At 65.7% G+C, this 22,418-nt stretch carries 17 protein-coding genes; 3 read left to right on the forward strand and 14 right to left on the reverse strand.

Going from position 1 to position 22,418, the window contains the following annotated elements; genetic code table 11:
- The first annotated feature begins 33 nt into the window (after window positions 1-33).
- Together pgm and I6B53_RS10290 are read left to right on the forward strand one after the other, a co-directional pair.
- A complete protein-coding gene (gene pgm, locus I6B53_RS10285) occupies window positions 34-1,704 on the forward strand; it encodes a phosphoglucomutase (alpha-D-glucose-1,6-bisphosphate-dependent) (protein WP_216764124.1) in 1,671 nt (556 codons plus the stop codon).
- Between the two features lie 140 nt (window positions 1,705-1,844).
- Window positions 1,845-3,092 carry an MFS transporter gene (locus tag I6B53_RS10290; RefSeq protein WP_216764125.1) on the forward strand — a complete coding sequence of 416 codons (1,248 nt, stop codon included), beginning with the start codon at window positions 1,845-1,847 and terminating at the stop codon, window positions 3,090-3,092.
- Window positions 3,093-3,219: 127 nt separating this feature from the next.
- Here the strand turns inward: I6B53_RS10290 and I6B53_RS10295 are convergent, their stop codons facing one another.
- Window positions 3,220-7,116: an alpha-L-rhamnosidase gene (locus I6B53_RS10295; RefSeq protein WP_216764126.1), complete on the reverse strand. Its 3,897-nt coding sequence runs from the start codon at window positions 7,114-7,116 to the stop codon at window positions 3,220-3,222.
- Between the two features lie 763 nt (window positions 7,117-7,879).
- On the opposite strand from I6B53_RS10295, the gene I6B53_RS10300 reads away from it, so the two are divergent.
- Entirely contained in the window at window positions 7,880-9,022 is a 1,143-nt protein-coding gene (locus I6B53_RS10300) for a class II aldolase/adducin family protein (RefSeq protein WP_216764127.1), read from the forward strand.
- 969 nt (window positions 9,023-9,991) lie between these two features.
- On the opposite strand, the gene I6B53_RS11320 is transcribed toward I6B53_RS10300, so the two are convergent.
- From I6B53_RS11320 to I6B53_RS10365, 13 genes are all read right to left on the reverse strand, one after another.
- Window positions 9,992-10,264 carry a zeta toxin family protein gene (locus tag I6B53_RS11320; RefSeq protein WP_216764128.1) on the reverse strand — a complete coding sequence of 91 codons (273 nt, stop codon included), beginning with the start codon at window positions 10,262-10,264 and terminating at the stop codon, window positions 9,992-9,994.
- Window positions 10,261-10,524 carry a hypothetical protein gene (locus I6B53_RS10310; RefSeq protein WP_216764129.1) on the reverse strand — a complete coding sequence of 88 codons (264 nt, stop codon included), beginning with the start codon at window positions 10,522-10,524 and terminating at the stop codon, window positions 10,261-10,263. The genes I6B53_RS11320 and I6B53_RS10310 overlap by 4 nt, the downstream gene beginning before the upstream one ends.
- A gap of 345 nt (window positions 10,525-10,869) precedes the next feature.
- Window positions 10,870-11,073 carry a hypothetical protein gene (locus I6B53_RS10315; protein ID WP_216764130.1) on the reverse strand — a complete coding sequence of 68 codons (204 nt, stop codon included), beginning with the start codon at window positions 11,071-11,073 and terminating at the stop codon, window positions 10,870-10,872.
- A gap of 36 nt (window positions 11,074-11,109) precedes the next feature.
- The gene (locus tag I6B53_RS10320) at window positions 11,110-11,298 is read right to left on the reverse strand and encodes a hypothetical protein (RefSeq protein WP_216764131.1); all 189 of its coding nucleotides are present in this window, start codon (window positions 11,296-11,298) and stop codon (window positions 11,110-11,112) included.
- Between the two features lie 209 nt (window positions 11,299-11,507).
- Window positions 11,508-12,083 (reverse strand): Fic family protein, encoded by a 576-nt coding sequence (locus I6B53_RS10325; RefSeq protein WP_216764132.1) that lies wholly within the window; start codon window positions 12,081-12,083, stop codon window positions 11,508-11,510.
- Window positions 12,084-12,144: 61 nt separating this feature from the next.
- On the reverse strand, window positions 12,145-12,381 hold the full coding sequence (locus I6B53_RS10330) for a hypothetical protein (protein ID WP_216764133.1): 237 nt from the start codon (window positions 12,379-12,381) through the stop codon (window positions 12,145-12,147).
- 1,328 nt (window positions 12,382-13,709) lie between these two features.
- Window positions 13,710-14,870 (reverse strand): ABC transporter permease, encoded by a 1,161-nt coding sequence (locus I6B53_RS10335; protein ID WP_216764134.1) that lies wholly within the window; start codon window positions 14,868-14,870, stop codon window positions 13,710-13,712.
- A complete protein-coding gene (locus tag I6B53_RS10340; RefSeq protein ID WP_216764135.1) occupies window positions 14,867-15,922 on the reverse strand; it encodes an ABC transporter permease in 1,056 nt (351 codons plus the stop codon). The genes I6B53_RS10335 and I6B53_RS10340 overlap by 4 nt, the downstream gene beginning before the upstream one ends.
- Window positions 15,919-17,484 carry a sugar ABC transporter ATP-binding protein gene (locus I6B53_RS10345; RefSeq protein WP_216764136.1) on the reverse strand — a complete coding sequence of 522 codons (1,566 nt, stop codon included), beginning with the start codon at window positions 17,482-17,484 and terminating at the stop codon, window positions 15,919-15,921. The genes I6B53_RS10340 and I6B53_RS10345 overlap by 4 nt, the downstream gene beginning before the upstream one ends.
- A gap of 276 nt (window positions 17,485-17,760) precedes the next feature.
- Window positions 17,761-18,798: an autoinducer 2 ABC transporter substrate-binding protein gene (locus I6B53_RS10350; protein WP_216764137.1), complete on the reverse strand. Its 1,038-nt coding sequence runs from the start codon at window positions 18,796-18,798 to the stop codon at window positions 17,761-17,763.
- Between the two features lie 319 nt (window positions 18,799-19,117).
- Window positions 19,118-20,620, reverse strand: coding sequence for a rhamnulokinase family protein (locus I6B53_RS10355; RefSeq protein ID WP_216764138.1), 1,503 nt, complete (start codon window positions 20,618-20,620; stop codon window positions 19,118-19,120).
- Between the two features lie 96 nt (window positions 20,621-20,716).
- A complete protein-coding gene (gene rhaI, locus I6B53_RS10360) occupies window positions 20,717-21,895 on the reverse strand; it encodes an L-rhamnose isomerase (protein WP_216764139.1) in 1,179 nt (392 codons plus the stop codon).
- Window positions 21,896-21,972: 77 nt separating this feature from the next.
- The gene (locus I6B53_RS10365) at window positions 21,973-22,332 is read right to left on the reverse strand and encodes an L-rhamnose mutarotase (RefSeq protein WP_253953872.1); all 360 of its coding nucleotides are present in this window, start codon (window positions 22,330-22,332) and stop codon (window positions 21,973-21,975) included.
- Window positions 22,333-22,418 lie beyond the last annotated feature (86 nt).

A 22,418-nucleotide genomic window follows, 5' to 3' on the forward strand; every position in this document is an offset into this window, starting at 1 on the left:
GTGCACACCGGTGGGCCGTGTCACACTGTGTCCATGCATGAAAGAGCTGGAACCCTTGCCCTGCCGGAGGACCTCATCGACGTGGACGAGGTCACGGCGTCCTACTACGACATCGAACCTGATCCGACCAACCCCGACCAGAGGGTCGTCTTCGGCACCTCCGGACACCGGGGATCCTCACTCGACGGGGCCTTCAACGAGGCCCACATCGTCGCCACCACTGCGGCCATCGTCGAGTACCGTGCTGCCCAAGGCATCGACGGTCCACTGTTCATCGGCCGCGACACCCATGCCCTGTCCGAACCCGCATGGCGCTCCGCCCTGGAGGTTCTGGCCGCCGCAGGTGTGACCGTCAAGGTCGACTCGCGCGGCTCGTACACGCCCACACCCGCCGTGTCGGTGGCGATCCTGTGTGCCAATGGCGCACCCGAGGCGCTGCGCACCACCGGTGCCGGACTGGCCGACGGCATTGTGGTCACCCCCTCGCACAACCCGCCTCGTGACGGCGGCTTCAAGTACAACCCGCCCAATGGCGGCCCTGCCGACAGCGACGCGACCGGCTGGATCGCCGCCCGCGCCAATGAGATCCTCGAGTCCGGCTGGCGCAGTGTCCCGCGCGTCATCGGCTCGGACCTTTTCGAGCACCCGTGCATCCAGGCCTTCGACTACCTGGACCACTACGTTTCGCAGCTGGACCAGGTCATCGACATCGACGCCATCCGCGACGCGGGGGTGCGTATTGGCGCCGACCCGCTGGGCGGAGCCTCCGTCGACTACTGGGCGGCCATCAGCGAGCGCTACGGGCTGGACCTGACCGTCGTCAACCCCAATGTCGACCCGGCTTGGCCCTTCATGACCCTGGACTGGGACGGCAAGATCCGCATGGACTGCTCCTCGCCCAACGCGATGGCCTCGCTGCGCCACACGATGACTCCCGGGCCTGACGGGTCGACCCCGTACGACATCGCCACCGGCAATGACGCCGACTCCGACCGCCACGGCATCGTCACCGCCGATGGCCTCATGAACCCGAACCACTACTTGGCGGTGGCCATCGAGTATCTCTTCACCCACCGTCCTGGCTGGCCCGCCACTGCGGCGGTCGGCAAGACGCTGGTGTCGTCCTCGCTGATCGACCGTGTGGTCGCGGCGATGGGGCGTTCTTTGATCGAGGTCCCGGTGGGCTTCAAGCACTTCGTGCCGGGCCTGCTGGACGGCTCGGTCGGCTTCGGCGGAGAAGAGTCTGCGGGGGCCTCGTTCCTGCGCAAGGACGGCACCGTGTGGTCCACCGACAAGGACGGGATCATCTTGGCGTTGCTCGCCTCGGAGATCCTGGCAGTGACCGGCAAGACCCCCTCGCAGTTGCATGTGGAGCAGGTGGAGCGATTCGGAGCCTCGGTCTACGCGCGCGTGGACGCTCCGGCGAATCGTGAGCAGAAGGCGAAGCTTGCGGCGCTGGATCCTTCGGATGTGACCGCGACAGAGCTGGCGGGCGATCCGATCACCGCGAAGCTGGTGCGTGCACCCGGCAATGATGCGCCGATCGGCGGCTTGAAGGTGACCACCGACGCCGCATGGTTCGCTGCGCGCCCGTCGGGCACTGAGGACGTCTACAAGATCTACGCCGAGTCCTTCAAGGGCGCCGAGCACCTGGCCGAGGTCCAGCAGGCGGCCCGGGAACTGGTGTCGGCAGCTCTGGGCTGAGCCGACTCACCGCCACGCGGGGTCCCCGGGGCAGATGTCCCGGGGACCCCGATCCGGGTTCCTGTGATCCATTCCTGGGTGACCAACAACGCCTGATCGGGCCTTTTGCGGCCACCACGGCCTCACTACGATTGAACCTCGTGCTCAAGACCTACGGTCAGATCCTCAGGCTGCCCGGCGCATGGCGTTTCAGCCTGGCCGGGTTCTTCTGGCGCATGCCGATGTCCATGGTCGGCATCTCGATGATCCTGCTGGTCAAGGCCGAGTACGGAAACTACGCCACGGCGGGCTTGGTCGCCGCTGCGGGAGTCATCGCATCGGCGGCTGTGGCACCCATGCTCTCCCGCCAGGTCGACCGTCATGGACAACTGCGAGTCATGGGGCCCGCAACCTTGGTCTCGGCGGCGTCGGCGGCGTCCTTCGTGTGGGCCGCGTCAATGCACTCACCCGAATGGGTGCTGGTGCTGCTGGCAGTCGTCAATGGGGCGACGTGGGGTTCTCCCGGCGCGATGGTCCGCAGCAGATGGGCGGCCATGGTCACCCACCCGCGTGACCTGGCCACCGCCTACGCCTTCGAGTCCGCCATTGACGAGTTCATCTTCATCATCGGCCCGGTGGTTTCGACCGTGCTCGGCGCTGCGGTCCACCCGGGGCTCGGATTGTTGTTGTCGACCGGATTCCTGATCTTCGGCGGCATGGGGTTCCTGCTGCAGCGCTCCACCGAGCCCGAGCCGCGCCCCGCGCCGACCGGTGGCGGCCCGCGCACGTCGGTGCTGCGTGACCCTGCGGTGATCGTTCTGGCGCTGACATACATCGGGGCGGGTGCCCTCTTCGGCGCCAATGACGTGTCCGTGGTCGCCTTCACGGAGGAACGCGGGATCCCCGCGATGTCGGGCGTCCTGTTGGCGGTGTTCAGCTTCGGGTCGCTGCTGGCGGGTCTGGTCTACGGGGCGCGCGCGTGGCGCCAGCCCCTGTGGAAGCTCTTCGCCATCGGGATCCTTGCGCTTGGCGCGGGAGTGTCGGTGTTCCTGGTCGCCCCGAATGTGTGGGCCCTGGGGGTGGCGATGCTCATAGTGGGCTCGACCTGCGCGCCCACCACGACCAACGTGAACATGATCGTGGCCAGGGTGGTGCCGGACGGGCGTCTGACCGAGGGGCTCACGTGGATGACCGCGTCGATGAACATCGGGGTGTCCCTTGGTGCGGCTCTGGCCGGACCGGTCATCGACCATGGCGGGTCCTTCGGCGGGTACGCGGTGACGGTTGCCTTCGCGTGGATGATGGTGGCGATTGCGCTGGTGGGGATCGGCTGGGTGCGTACCAGCGTCGAACGCGCGGAGACGAGGACGATCGCGGAGCTTCACGAGGGCGTAGTCCCGGCCACCTGAGTCGGCCTCGCCTGCTGGTGGGCGACACCTCGGCGCCTCCACGGGTACCGCGCTCGGGGAGCGCGCCGGGCCCGCCCTCTTTTGGATGGTCGGGCCCGGCGGCTCATGCGATCACCTCCGGCTGCAATCACTTCCGCTTTCGCCGTACCAGGACGAAGGCGCCGGCGCCCAGGGCGCCCAGAGCCGCGACCACTGCCACGGTCCAGCCGATGGCTGCGCCGGTGAGGGACATCGAGCCATTGACGCCGCACCCTTGGCCTTCTGGGCCGTCGGACCTGTTGCCTGGAGCAGCAGATGTGGCTCCGGACCGACCCGGATCACCGGGATTGCCGCTGGACACCACCGTCATCGCGGCCTTGGCCAGCTCATTGCCCGAGGAATCGCAGGCCAGCACCACATGCTCCCCCGCGGGGAAGTCGGTCGGAACCTTCCACGCCTGCGACAGCTTTCCCGAGGCGTCCGAGGTCACTGTCCCCACAGTCACCGGGTCCGAATGGACGATCAACTCCACCGGAGCCCCTGCAGGCAGGTCGATGCCGCTGATCGTCACATTTCCGCCCTGGGCGACCCGCGACGGATCCACCACCAGGCCCGGAGCACCGTCCTTCTTGACCGTGAAGTCGTAGGAGCCCGAGGCGACCTCCAGCTCCACCGTGTCACCCACGGTGCCCACGACCTTCACGCCCTCGGCCTGGGTGACGGGGACGGCGCCCTCGTACAGGGTTTCACCGGTATCCAGGGTCGGCACGAAGACCCGGGACGAAGTGTTGGCCGGAATTTCCACGTGGTAGGAGATGTTCCCGCCCTCGTTCAGTCGCCAATGGGACACGATCGGCCCGTGGACGGACTTGAAGGTCGCGTTGGCCCAGGTGACCCGGCCATCGGCATCCATGCGCGGACGAAGCACGGACTTGGCGAACCCAGCGCCTGAGGGGTCCACGTCAATGCCCGCCACATTCGAGTAGATCCACTTCGACACTGCGCCGTAGGCGTAGTGGTTGAAAGAGTTCATCGAGACATCGCCGAAACCGGACTCTTTCGTGTAGGAATTCCAGCGCTCCCAGAAGGTCGTGGCCCCCTGGTCCACCGAGTACAGCCACGACGGGTAGGTGTGCGAAAGCAGCAGGTCGTAGGCTGCGTCGACCTGGCCGTTGGCGGACAGGGCGGGCAGGATGACCGGTGTTCCCAGGAATCCTGTGGTCAGGGCCGAAGCCCCGCCCTCGCCTCCACGCGAGAGTTCTGCAAGGTGCGCGGCGATCTCCGGGGCTTTGCCCTGCGGGTACAGGCCGAACTCGAGAACCATCGCGTAGGCGGCCTGCGTGTCCAGGTTCTCGCCGGTCAGAGTGGCCCCACCGTCCGGGAAGTACTCGGCGAGGAAGGCGGCCCGCCATTGGTCGCGCCAGGCCGCGTAGCCGTCGGCCTGTGCCGTGTGGCCGGCGGCGCGAGCCATCTGCTCCAGCAGCGAGATGACATGTGCTTTGTACGCCTTGAACACGAATTGGGAGTCGGTCTGGGTGGGCGCCAGCCAGTCGCCCAGGATCGGGCCGCGTTCACCGTCGCGCAGGGCCTGCGCGTACTTCGTCATCTGGGCCCAGTTGGCGTCGATGATCGCCGTGTCCCCGTAGGTCTGCCACAGGGCGTGAGGAACGATGATTGTCGCGTCGGTCCACGGGTCCGACTTGCCGATGGTGAAGTCCCACCCTGAGTGCCACGGGGTGAAACGCGGGTAGTGGCCGTCGGGCATTTGACTGGCGGCCATGTCGACGGACGTGAACTTGCCCAGGAAGTTGCGCACATCGGCGGTCATGGTCGCTGCCGGCGCGAAGACCTGGATGTCTCCCAGCCAGCCCATGCGCTCGTCCCGGGCGGGAGTGTCGGTGGGGATCGACAGGAAGTTGCCGCGCAGTCCGTTGATGGTGTTGTGGTACAGCGTGTTGATGTCTGCGTTCGACGAGTCGAAGTCCATGGTCAGGGTCTTCGCGGAGCTCAGCACGATGCCCTTGACATCTTCGGAGGCCACGCTGTTCGGGTCGAATCCGTCGATGCCGGAGACCTCCAGGTACCGGAATCCGTGCACGGTGAATTTCGGCTGGAAGGTTCCCGTGCCGCTGGGGCCGATCCGGTAGTGGTCGGTGGCCTTGGCGCTGCGGAAGTTCGCGTTGTACACGGTTCCTGCGGGGCCGTCCGCCCCCGGCGAGGAGTCGTTGAGCATCTCCCCGTAGGACAATTCGACCACCTGTCCGGTTTTGCCGGTGACGGCGATCCGCGGGACGCCGACCATGTTCTTGCCGAAGTCGAAGACGACATTGCCGTTGCTGTCAACTGTGCGTGAGATGGGCGCGACTTCCTCGACTGCGGTGATGGCGCTTGCCTCGTCGGCGACGACTCGGGGGACGGAGTGTGCGGCGATCGAGGAGGGCACCCATCCGGTGGTCGTGTAGGTGCTGGTGGACCAGCCTTGGATCTTCGCTTCACGGCCGGCGTCGTAGCTTTCACCGTCCATGATGTTCGAGTCGAGGATCGGCCCCTGTCCGAAGTAGGACCAGGTGGGGTCGGTGACGATGGACTCGACCGTCCCGTCCTGGTGGGTCAGGCGCAGAAGTGCCTTGAAGGAGGGTTGGGGGCCGTAGGGCTTGTGCAGGGCGCCGAAGGAGCCCGAGTACCAGCCGTCACCGAGGATTGCGCCCAGGGTGTTGTCCCCGGGGGTCACCATGTCGGTGACGTCGTAGGCGTTGTACAGGCCGGTGGTCTTGAAGTCGGTGGTTCCCGGCGCCAGGAATGTGTCGCCCACCTTTGCGCCGTTGAGTTCGAATTCGACGACTCCCAGGGCGCTGGCGTACAGGGTGGCGTTGGTGACCTTCGAGGGCGTGTGGAAAGTCTTGCGGAACATCCCGTCCGAGGGCGTGGTGTCGGGTTCCTCGACGTGGCGGTCGCGCACGGTGATCTTTCCGTCGGCGATTTCGGCGCCCTCGACCTCGTGGAAGATCGAGCCGTGCGGCCCGGCTGCGAGGAAGGCGCTGGTCTCTTCAAGTTTGAGGGGCGAGGGCGAGTTCGGCATCGCCAGGGACAGGTCCGTGTACGAGGCCGACAGCCCTTCCAGGCCCAGTCCCAACCGCCCTGCCCTGAGCAGGGTTCTGTTGGCGGCCAATTCGAATGTGGTGAGGCCCTTGCCGTCCAGGGCGATCGTCCATTTGGAGGATCCGGGGAACACGGAGTCGTCGGGTCCGGCCTCGGAGACCTTGAGGGTGTGGGGCACCTTCGGGTCGAATGTGGGGTCGAGGGCGATGTCGACGGGTGCGAACTTCTTCTCGTCGGGCCAGGTTTCGCCGCGCGGGACGTTGCGTTCGCGGGTGAAGACGGCGATGCCCCGGGAGCTGCCGTCCAGCAGTTGAAGGTGCCATGCCCCGTCGACCTTTCGCACTGCTGCTGCCGTGAATTCATCATCGTCGCCGCCAAAGGTGATGGCGGCGCCTTCGGAGATGATCTGGAAGGTGGCTTGTAGGTCGAAGGTCAGGGCTTCGAAGCGGTCCTCGCCGCGCGGCATTTGGATGGCACTTCCGGTGATCCACTGGGCGTTCTGCCAGTTGGTGGTCCCGTCGGTCGAACGCAGGCCCGTGCGGAAGGCGCCGCTGGCCGGTGCGGACTGTGCACCTTGGGCGTCCCAGACACTCACATTCCACGAATACGAGGCCGTCGCTGCCAGATCCGGACCGCCGTAGGCCACGTCCACGCTCTGGCTGGAGGAGACTTTGCCGGAGTCCCACACGAGGGCGCCCGTCGAGTCGGCGACCTGGATCCTGTAGGCGGACTGCGTGGCACCACGCGCCCCGGAGGTCAATTGCCACGAGAACACCGGTGACCCGTCCACCAACAGCGGGGACGCCACATGATTGACCTTCGGATCGACCACGGTCAGATCAGAGCCGGTGGCAAGGGCCGGCCCGGCGAGGAGCGACGACATGACGAGCGACAACGTCCCCGCTGCCGTCAACAGGGAAACCCTGCGCTTGAAGGGATGATGCATGAATGAGTCCAATCCTTGGTGACGGACACGATGGCGAGGTCTCCCACGCGTCGTGAGCAGCAGTTTCCGGCGAATGAGGACCCCTGGGTGTGAATCGATTCACACCCGAATCCATTCTTCCGAAAGGGCGGCGCGGCTTCAATGCTTTGAGAAAAATCTTACCCGCCTCCGGACAGGACTTCAGGCGGCTCTTTGATCCCAGCGGCAGACGAACATGCCAGTGCTGAGCCAGCCTGAAGGCGCCAAGGTCCGATGGGCCCCGATGCCGTGGACCCCCAAGGGCTACGGGTCACCGGGCTGCGGGACGCCGGAGTTGCGGAGGCTCAGGCTGCGGGGCCTCATACGGTTACGAGGCCCCGGGGATGCAGGGCCCCACTGCCATCGAGTCGCAGGGGCGCGACAACGGACACGGGTCAATGAATGTGCCCTTGGGCGCGGGCCACGGCCCCGACCTCGCCACCTGGCCCCTTGATGCGCAATCGCACACGGCCGCGCCCACCGCCCATGCGACACCCCAACGGCCCCGACAACCTCACCACACCGCCACTTGCGCCGCCCTCACGACCTCGCCACGCCACCATTGCCGCCAGGAGTGCCACCCGACTGCACCATCACCCGGCCGGCCACATCGCCCTGCCATCCTCGTCACGCCACCACCCCACTGCATCGGAGCACTCATTGACACGGTCGCGACGCGCCCCTAATCTGAGTCTGAATCGTTTCATGTATCGATTCATGGCCTCGTGTTGAAAGGATCCCCGGGATGTCGGACCTGATCGCTCAGATCATCAGACTCGCCAACGAGATCGGCGGAAACACCGAGTTCTCCCGCGCGGGCGGCGGCAACGCCTCCGTGAAGATCGACGGGGTCCTGCACATCAAGCCCAGCGGCGTCCCCCTGGCCACCCTCGAGGCCGAGGACCTGGTCCCCCTGCGCATCAACGTGCTGCTGGACGCCCTGCGCTCTGACGATCCGGTCGGCAAAGATCCCGTCCGCGTCGCCGCCGAGAAGGCGCAGGTCCGCGACGTCAACGGTCGGCGCCCCAGCGTGGAGATCCTCTTCCACGCGCTCATCCCCGACGCCCTCGTCCTGCACCTGCACCCCCTGACCGCCAACGCCCTGACCTGCAACCAGGACGGACCGGCCCTGGCCCGGCGCATCCTGGCCGACGAGGCCGTGTGGGTGGACTACATCGACCCGGGGGTTCCGCTGGCCCGCGGAATCCTGCGCGCCCGCGAGGCCTACACCGCCCGCACCGGCCGCCCGGCCCCCGGCATCACGCTGCTGGGCAACCACGGGATCATCGTTTCGGGGAACTCCTTCGACGAGGTCGCCGCCCTGGTCGATTCCCTCACCCTGCGGATCATGGCGGCCGTGGACGCTTCCCCGGCCCCAGCTGCGATTCCCCATCCGGAGATCACGCCGGAACGGCGGAGTCAGGTGGCCGAGGACTTCCGCGTGGCCCTGGGCGCCGCGAATGTCACATCCAGTTGGGAGGGGCTGGCGCGTGAGGCCTCCGGCCCTGCCGCCGGACCAGTGGCCCTGGGGCCGTTGATTCCCGACCAGATCGTCTACTCGGGCTCATTCCCGGTGGTGCTGGAGGCCACCGCAACAGCGGCCGACATCAAGGCTGCAGTGTCCACCTTCCGCACTGCTCACGGTCGCGACCCGATCGTCGCGGTGATTCCAGGCGCGGGTGTCTTCGCCATCGGCTCCTCGGCCGAGGGTGCGGACACTGCCCTGAACACCTACCTGGATGCACTGCGCGTGGCCCGCGATGCGGACCGCTTGGGCAAGGTGCGAGTCATGGACGAGCACGAACGCCACTTCATCGAGAACTGGGAGGCCGAGGCTTACCGCCGCCAAGTGGCCAAGTCGCCAAGTCCAACCACCCCCTCCCCGTGAGATTCGTCGGTGGATCCGTGAGATTCGTCCGTCGTGGTCGGGGGTGGTCTCTCTTGGTGTGGGCGATGGTGTCCTGCTGTCGAGGTGGGGCTTTGGTTGCTCACGATCGGTTTCCCTTTGGTTCCTGAAGCGCCTGGCGAACCGCGCTGGGTGAGGCTTTGAGGGCGGGACCCTTGTTGTCGATGAACCGGGCTGCGATCAGGGTTGGGCTGTGGGTCGGGGTGGATCCAAGCGTGCTGCGCGGATGGGTCAAGCTGGCTTGTATGCTTCTGGCCGGGCTCCTTGGTGTGACCATCACCAGCGAGTCGGCTCGTATCAAGGCGTTGGAGGCCTAGGACCGGGAGCCAAAGCGCGTCAACGGGATCTTGTTGGCGGCTTCAAGTTTCATACGCGGCGGGAACTCGACTCGCGATTGTCGTGGTGGTGGCCTTCATCGAAGAGCACAGGGTCCGATTCGGGCTCACACCGATCGGTGAGGTGCTCACCGAGCGTGGCTGCAAGATCGCCTCATCCGCTGACTCGGCGGCTCGCAAGCGTCACCCCTTGGCACGAGTGTTGTCGGATGACGTGGTGTGGGAGAAGAGCAAGGCCGTCCGAGCCGACCCCGCGAAGGGTGCAGCATGGCCGGGTGTCGCAAGATGTGGCATCTGTTGAAGCGGGCAGGTCTTCATGTGGGGCGCCAGCGTGGCTCGACTCATGGCCGCTCACGGGATGCAAGAGGGTGTCAGAGGTGGGAAGAAACATCACCGCCCGTGCGGAGGCCACTGCTGAGCGGCCCGCTGATTTGGTGCAGCGGGACTTCACCGCGCGCCAGCCCCTAACCGGCTGTGGATCGTGGATTTCGCCTGTGCACCAACTTGGTCTGGGATGGTGCCCACCATCTTCGTGACCGATGTCCACCCCGCCGGTTCGTCCGGTGGCGCGCCTACCAGGCCATACCCACCCAACTGTCCCCGGACGCCTGAGCCGTCACCCGGGGCATGGCCAAGGGTCGGTACGCATCAGGTGCCGGTGGTCGGGGTGGTAGGCACGCAAGTCATCGCCGACAACTGGGACGAAACCCGGGTACCGCTCCTGGACCCTCGCCAGGCTCTGGCTCTTTCCTGCCCTGGGCTGTCCACCCACGAACACCACCACCGGGCGCCCCACGGCTTGTGGGAGGGCTCCGAGCCGGTCCAGCTCGGGGCGGATCTCCGCATCGAAAACGGTGCGCACCTGATCCTGGGTCAGTTCACCCGTCATCGCACAAAGGCCGGCGCGTGCTCAGGCATGGCTGCCAGCTCATCACGCAGCTTCGCCGTCATCGCCTTGACCGCCCGCAAGTTGTCGACATCGACCGCGCGAACCTCCAGGCGAGTGCGGAAGCGCTCCTCCTGCCAATGAGCCTTCTCTTCAGGCGTGGTTGCCTCACGCTCCCATGCCAAGTAGCCAGCGACAACCTGGTTGGCGAGTTCTCGCATGACGTCGTAGATCATCGGATCATGGTAGTGATCCTCATCCATCCAATCCTCCATCACGCTGCCTCCCTTTCTGCGGGTCTGCGTCCAGCCTAACCTGCTGTTCAAAACGGTCTATGAGTGGTTTCGGTTTCGGCGGGGGTTTTGACCACCCGGCGGCCGCGGGACAGTGTGGGGCATTCTCCTGCGTCAGGACGAGGAGGAGTTGCGGGCCAAGAAGAAGCGCTGCGTGCATTCCAGTCGACTCTCGACGAGTTTCCTAGAGCCTGCGCTTCCTTGGCGGAGGGCGCTGAGTTGAGTCAAACCAGCGACATCACACGCATGGAAACAGTGCGAATGTTCTCTCTGACGAAGGAGGAACATGCAGTCACGTTCCCCTCTCGTGGCAGGTCACCAGCGGGCATCCCGGATACGGTCGACGACGCAACGACCGAACCGAATGAAGAGCCCAAGAATCCGGAAGAACAGGACGCCGACCAGCTTTACTAGCCACAGAAGAACCTGCATCACGGCGCCGAGTCCGTAGATGAGGATGGCGACAATGACGCCCAGGAGAAGCAGCGCAAGTCCAATCCTCAGCCATGCGGTCCCCATGGCCTCTCTCCTCCCGGTTTCAGTCACAGTCTTGAGTCACACCAAGGCATGACTCACGCTGGAGCGGCCCACGCCGAGCACTGAGTCGATCGCTTGGAGGAAGTGACCGTCCTCGCGCATGCGTTCGGCCTGGCGAGCCCGCTCAGGCGTCATGACGGTGGGCCAACCACCCACATGACCATATGCCCGAGCCGAAGCAAGACCCACCAAAGTGCGTTCACGCATCAAGTCTCGCTCGAACGTCACTCGTCGAGATCCGCGCATACCCAGTCACACCAACCTCAACCGTCCTCCCGGTCAACCCGCTCGGCCTCACCGCCCGCACGATGGGCTCGCTCGGCCAAGCGACGCTCAATCTCAGCACCCAAGGACCGGCGGGTGGTCACACCCCTTCTCGCTCATGCGAGCCGGGTCGGCGCTCTGGGCGCCACGCGTCAGAACCGACGGGCGGGGCGCGCGATTGCCTGGAACACCGGCACAAGTGAGTCAGGAACAGGCTCGTAGCGGCCAAGGTCAGGCCCTGACAGCATGCTGGCCTGGTTCCAGACCTGCGGACTGACCTGGGCGAAGTCAAGAGAAAATTCCGAGAGTTCAGCGACATGCTCCATGAAAACTTTGGAGGTGCGTCCATTACCCTCACGGAACGGATGTGCCTGGTTCAAGTAAGAGAACACTTCCGCGCTCGCCCGAGCAAAAGCGTCACGATCCAACCCGGCCCAGTCGGCGGCCCCAACGAGGCAATGCACATCAGACAAGTACCGGTCGATCTGTCCGGTGTGAACGTCAGCGAAAGAGGAGAGGCTCTTGGTCATGTTCACGCTCCGGTACTGCCCCGCCCACTCGTACACGTCCTGGAACAAGTACTGATGGATCGCTCTCACATGCTCGGCATCGAAAGTACGTTCCACGATGGAAGGATCTGAGCGCAGTTGGCGGTGGCGCCACGCCACCGCCCCATACTCGAACGCTTGCAAGGCCAAGGGGTCGCGAATGCCCTCCAGGTTGCGCATTGTCGCATTGTCCGGGGGTGGGTAGAAGTATGACTCCCACGTGTCAAATGTGGCCACAGACTCACCCGACGGCGACAGGCGCCATCCGCTGTGCCGCCTCGCGGACGCGCCGCAGGTACTCGGCCCCGTCGATCGCGCCGCGAGCTTCGTCCGTCAAGTTCTCCACATCCTCACGATTCGGCACCCAACCCTCATGCCACGCAGCTGCCAGCGACTGACGCACCGCATCGCGCTGCGCATCGTCGAGCTGAGCGAACAACTCGGGCCAACGATCCTCAACATCGAACTTCTCGCCCATGGGGTCTCCTCACGCCGGTCGCACATCCATTCTACACGCGACGCTCGAAAACGTTATAGAGGTGATTTTGGGCGGATTTGGTTTCGGGTCAGTGTTTCGGGCGTCAAATGCTGGGCACTACACCACGTCATGGCGATCGTCACAGGACCGCCCAAAATACGGTCGTTTCTGAATTGCTTGGCCATGCGGGACTTGTCCATGTTTTGCGAAGCCGGCCCGACAGATCGGTCAACCACGGGGCGGGCAAGTCTCTCACTCAGCCAAAGAACGCATGGTGCCCCATTGCGACAATGTGGCGCTCGAGCCGTTCGTCGCGAGCATCCACCCTTCTGCGTCCAACCATCTTCTTCCAGCACAAATCTTGGCCCGCAAGACCCTTGCCAGTCAGACTCGAACGACATGAGGCCGACACGAAGGAAATCCGGAAACCCTGTCGAAATGCACGACGGGACACGATCGAAGAAATGCTCGACCCACGCCTCCGCCAGACGCTGGACTGAGCTGGGCCGCACGACAAGAGGAAAATGACAGGCGCTCGAAATCGAGGAAGAAGAGAACTGGCGTTGCGCTGGCCGCGAGAAGCTGCTTCCGGCCAGGCTCGTCCGTCCTTCCGTGCGATTCGTCCGTCGTGGTCGGGGGTGGTCTCTCTTGGTGTGGGCGATGGTGTCCTGCTGTCGAGGTGGGGCTTTGGTTGGGCCCGATCGGTTTCCCTTTGGTTCCTGAAGCGCCTGGCGCGTGAGGCTCGGTGGTGGTTCGTGGTGGGACGCGTGCAGGTGTGCGTTTGCGTGCCTTGTTGCGGGGAGCGTGTTTGGCTCATTGGGGCTGGTGAGCGCATGTTCTTCCAGCAATGACGAGGGCGGGGCCCCTGATTCTGGGCAGGTCCGAGCACTCTGTCGACGCAGGCTCTTCGAGCCCGGCCTTCCAACAGTTTGCCCGGTTTGCAGGTGTCGTCATCTCCGGTGGGTATGTGGTGGGCCCGGATGGGAAGCTGGTTCGGCCCGTGGACCCGGACCTTGAGAAGCCGACCGCGCCCCACGCCGTCACGAAGAATTGGACGGTTGGAGACGCAGAAGCGGCAGCCAAGTACACCGGACATGCCCATGCCTGCGCATGGGTCACCGGCGAGGCCTCAGCCTCGAATCCGCCACCTCACCCTTCACGCGGCCCCGCCCTCGCCCCCGAACACACCCACCCAAAACCCGCCACACAACCAACGACAAACGAAACTCACCAACCGACCACCGAATCTCACGGAAGGAGGGAAGGAGGGGGTGAGGATTCCAGGTTCTCGGATTCGCAGGGCCTCAAGTTCTCAAGGCCCCAAGTTCTCAGGTTCTGAGGTTGTACCTGCGGGCGGCGTAGCTGTTGATGAGGATCGAGCCGATCAACACCGTCCCCAGGGCCAGAAGCTGCATCCGCGAGCCCATCGACCCTTCGAAGCTGATGAGCAGCGCGGCGTTCAACCACGTGATCAACAAGGCGCCGGTGACGACTCCACTGACCCTCCCGAAGCCCCCTTGGATGAGCACGCCCCCCAAGGCGGCGATCGTGATCGCCGGTAGCGCCATGCCGTTGCCGGCAGTGCCCGCATCAGGGCGGGCGGAGGCGAATTGCGCCACATTCACCACGGCGACGATGCCGCACAGCAGGCCCGACACCATGTACGCAGAAGCACGGGTCATGCGCACGTCCTGTCCGGCGTAACGCGCGGCCACATCATTCGTGCCCACCGCCAGCAGCCTCCGCCCCCAGACGGTGCGTTCGAGCATGAACCACACCAGGGCGGCGACAGGAACAAGGAAGGTCAGCACCTGCAACGGCAACGTCGCGTTGGCGAACACGGGGATGTTCGCGGTCAGACTCTGGTTGGTCGCAATGACCCGGTCCCCAGAGATCGGCGATTGGCCCGAAGCGACCAAGGCTGTCGACGCGTACGCGTACTGGGTGGCAAGGGTCGCGATGAGCGGCGGATACCCCATGTATCCGACCAGGAAGCCGTTGACCGCCCCCAGAAGCGCTCCGACCACGACGGTGACCAAGGCCGCGAGCGCCACGGGCACGCCCGCGACCTGGATCAGGTATCCGAAGAGCAACCCCGACAGTGACACGATCGCCCCGACCGACAAGTCGATGCCGCTGTAGCCGGAGATGATGACGACCATCTCAGCCAAGGCCAGCAGGGCCAAGGGGACGAGGGACTGCAGGGAGGACAGCATGTATGCGGCGTCGAAAGGCGCGAACAGGAAACCATTTGCCCCCAGGACCAGGAAAGTTGCCACCAGGAGCACCAGGATCACGGCCAGGGCGATGACGCGTTCGGTGAGGAAGAGGCGCAGCAGGCGAGCGCCCGGCCCTTCCGTCGCCAAGGGAGCGGCGTCACGCGGAGCGTCACCGCCGCTTCCACCCCCGCCCTCGTCCTTCGAGGACGATCTGCCGCCCCCGGCCAGCACCGCCCTGGTCGAAGCGGTGAGTGTACGCAAGAAGCTCATCGTCGTGCCCTCCTTGCCTGACGCACCAGGTCGACGCCGACGGCCACCAGGATGATGACGCCGACGAACAGCTGGGTGAGCTGATTGGGCAGGTGCAGGTGAATGACTGCGGCCTCGACGCTGCCGACCAGGACCGCGCCCAACAGGGTCCCCAGGACCGTGCCTCGCCCGCCGATCACCGAGGTGCCGCCGATGACGCATGCGGCGATGACGGACATTTCCATGCCGTATCCGACGTTCTGCTGGATCAGGCCCCCCGATCCGATCGAGACGACACCGGCAAGGCCGACCATCATTCCGCAGAACACGTACAGTTCGAAGACTCGTCGACGCACCTTGACGCCGGCAAGGCGCGCGGCGTTCGCGTCGTTCCCGATGGCATACACGTGGCGTCCGGCAGCCCAGTCCCGCATGTAGAACCACACGAGGGCGGTCAGGACCAGTGCCAGCCACATGGCGTTGGGGAATCCGAGGAAACTCGCGTCGGCCAGCGATCCGCCGAGCCCCTTGAGTGTGCCGGGAACACCGGCCAGCTGCGTCTCGCCGAAGATCTGCAGTGCGACGAATCGGAAGATGTTGAGTGTGCCGAATGTGCACACCATCGCCGGGACCCGCCCGATGGCGATGAGCAGCGCGTTGAGCGACCCGAGAAGGGCTCCGACTCCCAGGGCGACAACCAGGGCGAGGGCGAGGCCGGCCCCCAGATCGCGGACCAGTCGGCCGATGACGACCATGACGATCGCCATTGAGGCCCCGACGGAGACGTCGATGCCGGCGGTGCACATGATGGGCGTCATGGCCATGCCGATGATGGTGATGGGGGCGACGTGGTAGAAGATCGCGAAGACGTTCGACGCTTCGAGGAATGTCGGCGTCAGGAGACCCATGGCGGCCCACAGTGCGAGGAGGACACCGATCAGGACGAGCTCCTGCCCTTCGATCCACGGGCGTCGTCCTCGAACAATTCGCGAGGGCGGGGCCGCTTGGGCGTGTGGGCGCGCGTGGTCCGGGGCGGCACTTCGTGGTGGGACCGGTTCGGTGGCAGCGTTCATTCCGCGTCCTTCTTTCCGTCGCCGCACGCCGCTTCGTCGCCGTCCACGGGGCTGTCCCCATTGGCGACGCCCAGCAGTTCGACGGCCGACACGTCCCCGGGGAGGACGGCCTCGGTGCGCCCTCGCCGCATGACGACGATGCGATCGGCAAGGAAGCGGATCTCCTCAAGGTCGGTGGACAGGACGAGGGCGGAGTTGCCCTGTGCCACGTGGTCGAGGATCAGCTGGTGGATCTCGGCTTTGGCGCCGACATCAACCCCTTGCGTGGGCTCTTCGACGAGGAGGATTCGGGGGTCTTCGACCAGCTGTCGCGCCATGACGACCTTCTGCTGGTTGCCGCCCGACAGGTCTGCAATGACGGTGTCGGGGCCGGGCGCCTTGATGCGCAGGCGGTCGATGACGCTGCTGGTGTGCCTGCGTTCCTCGGCGTGGTCGAACAGGCCGAGCCGGGAGAAGAACCCCAGGTGCGAGGAGCTGATGTTGAAGCTCAAGGACTTGGGCAGGAAGACCCCTTGAGTCTTCCGGTTTCCCGGCAGCATGGCGATTCCGTGGGCGGCGGCCCTTGCGGGGGTGTCGATGCGAACCTTGTGACCGTTGATCTCGATGGTGCCTTTGGCGGCTGGAGTGATCCCGTAGAGGGCTCGTACCAGTTCCGTGGTGCCGGAGCCGATGAGGCCGTACACGCCGAGGATCTCTCCTTTCCGCAGCTCCAGGTCGGCGCCCGCCAAGTGTCTGCCGGCGGCAAGCCCTCGGGCAGCAAGGACGACCTCGTCCCTGACTTGGGAATCGCGACCGCTGCGGTCGGCCACCTGGAATTTGTCGCCCACCATTGCGCGCGCGATCTTGGTCGGCGTCATGTCTTCGGTGCGGTGGGTGCCCACCACTGCCCCGTCGCGCATCACCGTGATCCGGTCGGTGATCTGGCCCAGTTCGTCCAGGCGGTGGGAGATGTAGATGACGCCGATTCCTTGGTCGCGCAGTCCTTTGACGATGGTGAAGAGTCTTTCGATGTCGGCGTCGGCCAGGATCGCCGAGGGTTCGTCAAGGATCAGCAGGCGCACGTCGGCGGCGAAGGCCTTGGCGATGGACACCAGTTGCTGTTCTCCCACGGGCAGGTCTGCGACGCGCATGTGCATGATCGCCGGATCTAGGTGCAGCCGGTCCAGCAATTCGCGCGCCTTGACCTGTTGTTCGCGCCATCGCACGCGTCCACCAACGGTGTCCTCGCGCCCGAGGAAGATGTTCTCGGCGACGGTGAGGTCGGCGAAGAGCTGCGGTTCCTGGTAGACGGCGGAGACTCCCGCGGCCAGTGCCGCCTGGGTGTTGCCCAGTGGGATCTCGTGGCCATCGACCTTGACCGTGCCCGCGTCGGGGACCTGGGCGCCGGAGATCATCTTGATCAGCGTGGACTTGCCTGCGCCGTTCTCGCCGACGAGGCCGTGGACCTCTCCGGGCCGGACGGACCATGTGACGTCGTCCAGGGCGTGGACTCCCCCGTACCGTTTGTCCAGACCTGTGACTTCGAGGACTGGCCGGGCAGATTGCGGCGGGTCATCCGTCATGGTCGGTCGACCTCCACTCATTCGTGTCATTTCGGACTCGGTCGGGTCGTCTGGCCCCACGAGCGGGTTTCGCGCGCGGGTCACGTGTCGGACTCGCGGTGGGAGGCCGTCGTCGCGTGGGGTGTGGCCTTGAGCCGTTCACGCTTGCGTCGTGTGCCTTGGGCCATGCATCTGCGCCCCGGCGCCACGGGCCCTGCGCCGAGCGCCCCAAGCCCTGCATCCCCGGCCGAACACCGTGGGGCCGGCCCCCTCGCCGCGCCTTTCGTCCGACTGGGATCAGTAGTTGAACTCGCCCGCGTTCTCGGCGGTGAAGATCATCGGCTCACCCAACAGCAGGGTCTTGGTCGCCTTGTCGTAGGTGACGCCCTTGATGTGGCCGACGTCCTGGGTGTCGGCGAATTCCTTGCCCTGGGCCAGCATCCATCCGCCCCACGCGGTGAGATAGCCGAAGTCTTCGACGTTCCACAGGACTGATGCATGTGAGGACTTGTCCTTGAGGTAGGGCAGCATGCTTGCGGGTGTGCCGACCCCAACCGTCTGGATGGTGCCGATCTTGCCGGATTCCTGGACGGCTTGGGCCACGCCGGGCGCCGAGGTCGTGCACATGCCGATGAGGCCCTTGAGTTTCGGGTTGGCGTTGATGAGGTTCTTCGACATCGTCACGGCCTTGGCCTGGTCCTCATCCGCGTAGACGGTGTCGACGATGGTGATCTTGGGGTGTTCGGCGGGGATCTTCTCGTTGATGACTTTGATCCACGAGTTGAGGTTCACGGCGGTCTGTCCGCACGAGACGATGGCGATTTCGCCCTCGTCCCCGATGGCTTTGGCGATCTGGTCGACCAGGGCGGACCCGATGCCTTCGGCGGAGGCTTGCTCGACGAAGACTTCACGGGTCGAGTTCGGTGCGTCGGTGTCCGCGGCGCCGACTTTGATGCCCTTGCCCTGCGCCTCGGTGATGAGGGGCGACATGGAGTCAGGGTCGTTGGGGGCGACCATGAGTGTGCTGACGTTCTGCTGGATGAGCGAGCGGACCACTTCACTTTGAGCCGCCGGGTCGGCGGTGGTGGGGCCCGAGTAGACCCACGTGAAGCCGAATTCCTCGCTGGCCTTCTTGCCGCCGGCGTTCATGGCTTCGAAGAAGGGGATTCCCTGGATCTTCGGGACGAAGGCGACGGAGAGCCCGCCGGAGCCGCCGGAGGCCGCAGCACCGGACTGCGTGTTGCTGGAAGTCGGCCCGCTGCCCCCTGCGCATGCCGTCATCATCAATGCAGTGGCCGCGAGGCCGGCCAAGGTTGCGGTCACTTTGTGCGTCATGGCTCCTCCGTCCGGGCGCCGTTGCCCTGTCACTCGTGTCGAGCAGGTGGATCAGTTGCAGATGAATCGATTCGCGATCCAGTATTTGAAGTATTGCAATCGCAGAGCAGTCAGTCAAGATATTGAAAGACTCGTCCGCGGATTGCTCGGGTCTCGGCCGCGATCCACCCTTCCGGCATTGACGAGGGCGAGGCCGGTCGTCCACCCACGCACCTGACGGACGAATCTCACGGAACCACGGACGAATCTCAGCAAACGACGGACGATTCTCACGAGAATCGTCCGTCGGCAGACCTGCAGACCCAGGGCCGGAGCGAGCTCAGGAAGAGAAGACTCGGGCTTCGGCCTCGTCCCAGACGGAGGCGGCTCCGGGGCTCGGCTCGTGACGGGACAGCGAACTCGACTCGGCCACGACCACCCGCAAGTCCTGCAAGGACCCCGACAGGGCGCCGATGGCGCGCAACTGCACGACCATGTTCCCGATCGCCGTACCCTCGACCGGACCTGCCACCACCGGCAAGCCGGTGGCGTCCGCGGTCAACTGGCACAGCAGCGCATTCTTGGATCCGCCGCCCACGATGTGCACGACCCCCAGCGGCCGCCCGCTGAGCTCGACCACCTCACGCAGCGCGCGCCGATAGGCCACCACCAGCGATTCGGTGATCGCACGCAGCACTTGGCCGCGAGTCTGCGGTACGGGTTCTCCTGCACGGCGACACCAGTCCTCGATGCGCCCGAGCATCCCGTCGGGAGCCATGAATGCGGGGTCGTTGATGTCGAAGAGGGTGCGCAGGGGCTCGGAGGCTTCGGTCTCGGCGTCCAGGACGGCCCACGACATGTTGCGCATGTCCTGGTCGATCCACTCACGCAGGCACTCCTGCTGGACCCACATGCCCATGATGTTCTTCAGGTAGCGCACGGTGCCGTCCACCCCGAGCTCATTGGTGAAGTTCGCTGCCCGCGAGGCCTCCGACAGGACCGGCGCATCCAGCTCGGTACCGACCAGCGACCAGGTGCCGGAGGAGATGAAACCGAAGGGCAGCCCGTCCACCGCCGGCACACCGACCACGGCCGATGCCGTGTCGTGGGTTCCCACGGCCACCAGCGGCGTGGGCCCACCGGCCGAGTCGCGCATGTCGATGTCGGCGATCGCGACCGGGCCGACGACGGTTCCCGCTTCGACCAGCGGCGGCAGGATCTGCGGGACCGGCACGCCGAAGGAGTCGGCCAGAAGGCGCATGACCGCAGGGTGCCACCTGCGCGTGGAGGGGTCGATCATGCCGGTGCTGGAGGCGTTGGTCACCTCGCACACGCTGCGTCCGGTCAGCCAGTGTCCGATGAGGTCCGGCAGCATGAGCATCGTGTGTGCAAGCGAGTTCCTGACCCGCGAGGTGTCCGAGACCAGCTGGAACATGGTGTTGAAGGGCTGGAACTGCAAGCCGTTGCACCGGTGGAGCTGCTCACGGGACAGGGCGGAGAAGACCCACTCGACGGGTTCGGCCGTGCGCGAGGACCGGTACGCCGCCGGGTTTCCCAGCAGGCGGCCGTCCTCGTCCAAGAGCCCGTAGTCGACCGCCCACGTGTCGACCCCGACGGCGTCGACGGGGCCGCGCTTGGCCGCTTCGGCCAGGCCGGTGCGGATGCCGTTCCACAGGAAGAGGATGTCCCACTCCAGGTCGTCGACGCCGCCGGCAGGCACGTGCACCGGCGCATTGGGGAAACGGTGGCACTGCTCGACGGCGAGGACGCCGCCGTCCAGCACTCCGCGCAGCACGCGCCCGCTGGAGGCGCCAAGGTCCACTGCGACTACGGTGTGGGCCATCTTGTCGACCTTTCGTCGTGGGAGTGGGATGGGGAACGAGGGCGGGCCTGTCACGCTGACCACCCGCCCCCGTCCTCGTCGAAGGAGAGGGAAGGCTCAGGCCCCCCAGCCGGCCTGTTGACCGCCGACGCGCTCGGCCTCGATCTTTGCCGGGTATCCGGAGGCGGCGAAGGCGGCCAGCGGGTCGGGATCGATGCCCTTTTCCTCGCGCAATTCACGCAGCAGCGGGCGCACGTCGGTGCTGTAGGCGTCCATGAGCACCTGGTTGGCGCCGATGACGTCGTGGGCCTTCTGGGCGGCGGCCAGCGCCTCGCGGTCGACCAGCAGTGCCTTGGCGGTGGCCTCCTGGACGTTGAGGGCGGAGAGGATCTCGCCGGGGATCTTCGCCTCGAGGTTGTGGCACTGGTCAAGCATGAAGTTGACGCCGGAGTCCTTGTCCACGGCGCCGAAGCCGACCAGTTCGTGCATGATGCGGAACAGCTGGAAGGGGTCGGCCGCGCCGACGATCAGGTCGTCGTCGGCGTAGTAGCGCGAGTTGAAGTCGAATGCGCCCAGGCGCCCCGCCCGCAGCAACTGCACGACGATGAACTCGATGTTCGTGCCCGGCGCGTGGTGGCCGGTGTCCAGGCAGACCACGGCGCGCTCGCCCAGGGCCAAGCAGTGCGCCAGGGCGGTGCCCCAGTCCGGAACGTCGGTGTGGTAGAAGGCCGGCTCGAAGAACTTGTACTCCAGCAGCAGCTTCTGGTCGTCGTCCATGGCGGCGTAGATCTGCGCCAGGGAGTCGGCCAGGCGCTCCTGACGTGCGGCGATGGAGTCCTGCCCGGGGTAGTTGGTGCCGTCGCCCAGCCAGATCTTGAGGGTGTCGGAGCCGGTGGCGCGCATGACCTCCAGGCAGTCCAGGTGCGCCTTGACGGCCTTGGCGCGGGCGGCTTCGTCGGAGTTGCACAGGGACCCGAACTTGTAGTCCTCGTCCTGGAAGACGTTGGAGTTGACGGTGCCCAGCTGCACGCCCTCGGCAGCGGCGTGTTCACGCAATTCGGTGAAGTCGTCGACCATGTCCCACGGGATGTGCAGGGAGACTCGCGGGGTGACACCGGTGAACTTGTGGACCTGGGCGGCGTCGGAGATCTTCTCGAAGGCGTTGCGCGGGGTGCCGGGTGTGGCGAAGACGCGGAAGCGGGTGCCGCTGTTGCCGAATGCCCAGCTGGGCAGTTCGATGGTCTGCTCGGCGAGCAGGCGGCGTTGCTCGGGGGTGAGGTCGGCCAAGGTGACCATGGGGTTCTCCGTTCAGGTGGGGGACGCGGATGTGGCGGTTGTTCAGGGACGAGGGCGGGGCCGCCCGCCGTCCCCGCTCAGGGCAGGTGGAAGTACTGGGGCAGGATCTGGGCGGTGCCGCCCTCCGGTTGGACGAAGTAGCGCGCCATGGCCGCCTGCCACCGGGTGTTGACCTCGGTGGCGGCCATGGCCTCCTGCGCGGCAGAGGTGTCGTCGGCTTCGAAGTAGCCGACACAGGTGCCGGTGGCCACGTCGAGGAACAGCGAGTAGTTGCGCCAGCCGGCGTCGCTGAGAGCTTGGCGCATGTCGTCCCAGACGTGCTGGTGGACCTGGACGTACTCGGTCAGGCATTCGGGGCGCACACGAAGGAGGAAGCATGCCCGGGTGGGGCTGGCCTGGTCGGTGGTGCTCAGCAGTTTCTTGAGTTCAGCGTCCACATGGGGCTCCTTCATCGTTGAAGTTCCTGTAGTCGAATCATCGCATGAAACGTTTCATCTCACAAGTGCCCCTCCCCGCGCCACAA

This window comes from Schaalia sp. 19OD2882, assembly GCF_018986735.1.
Taxonomy (GTDB): domain Bacteria; phylum Actinomycetota; class Actinomycetes; order Actinomycetales; family Actinomycetaceae; genus Pauljensenia.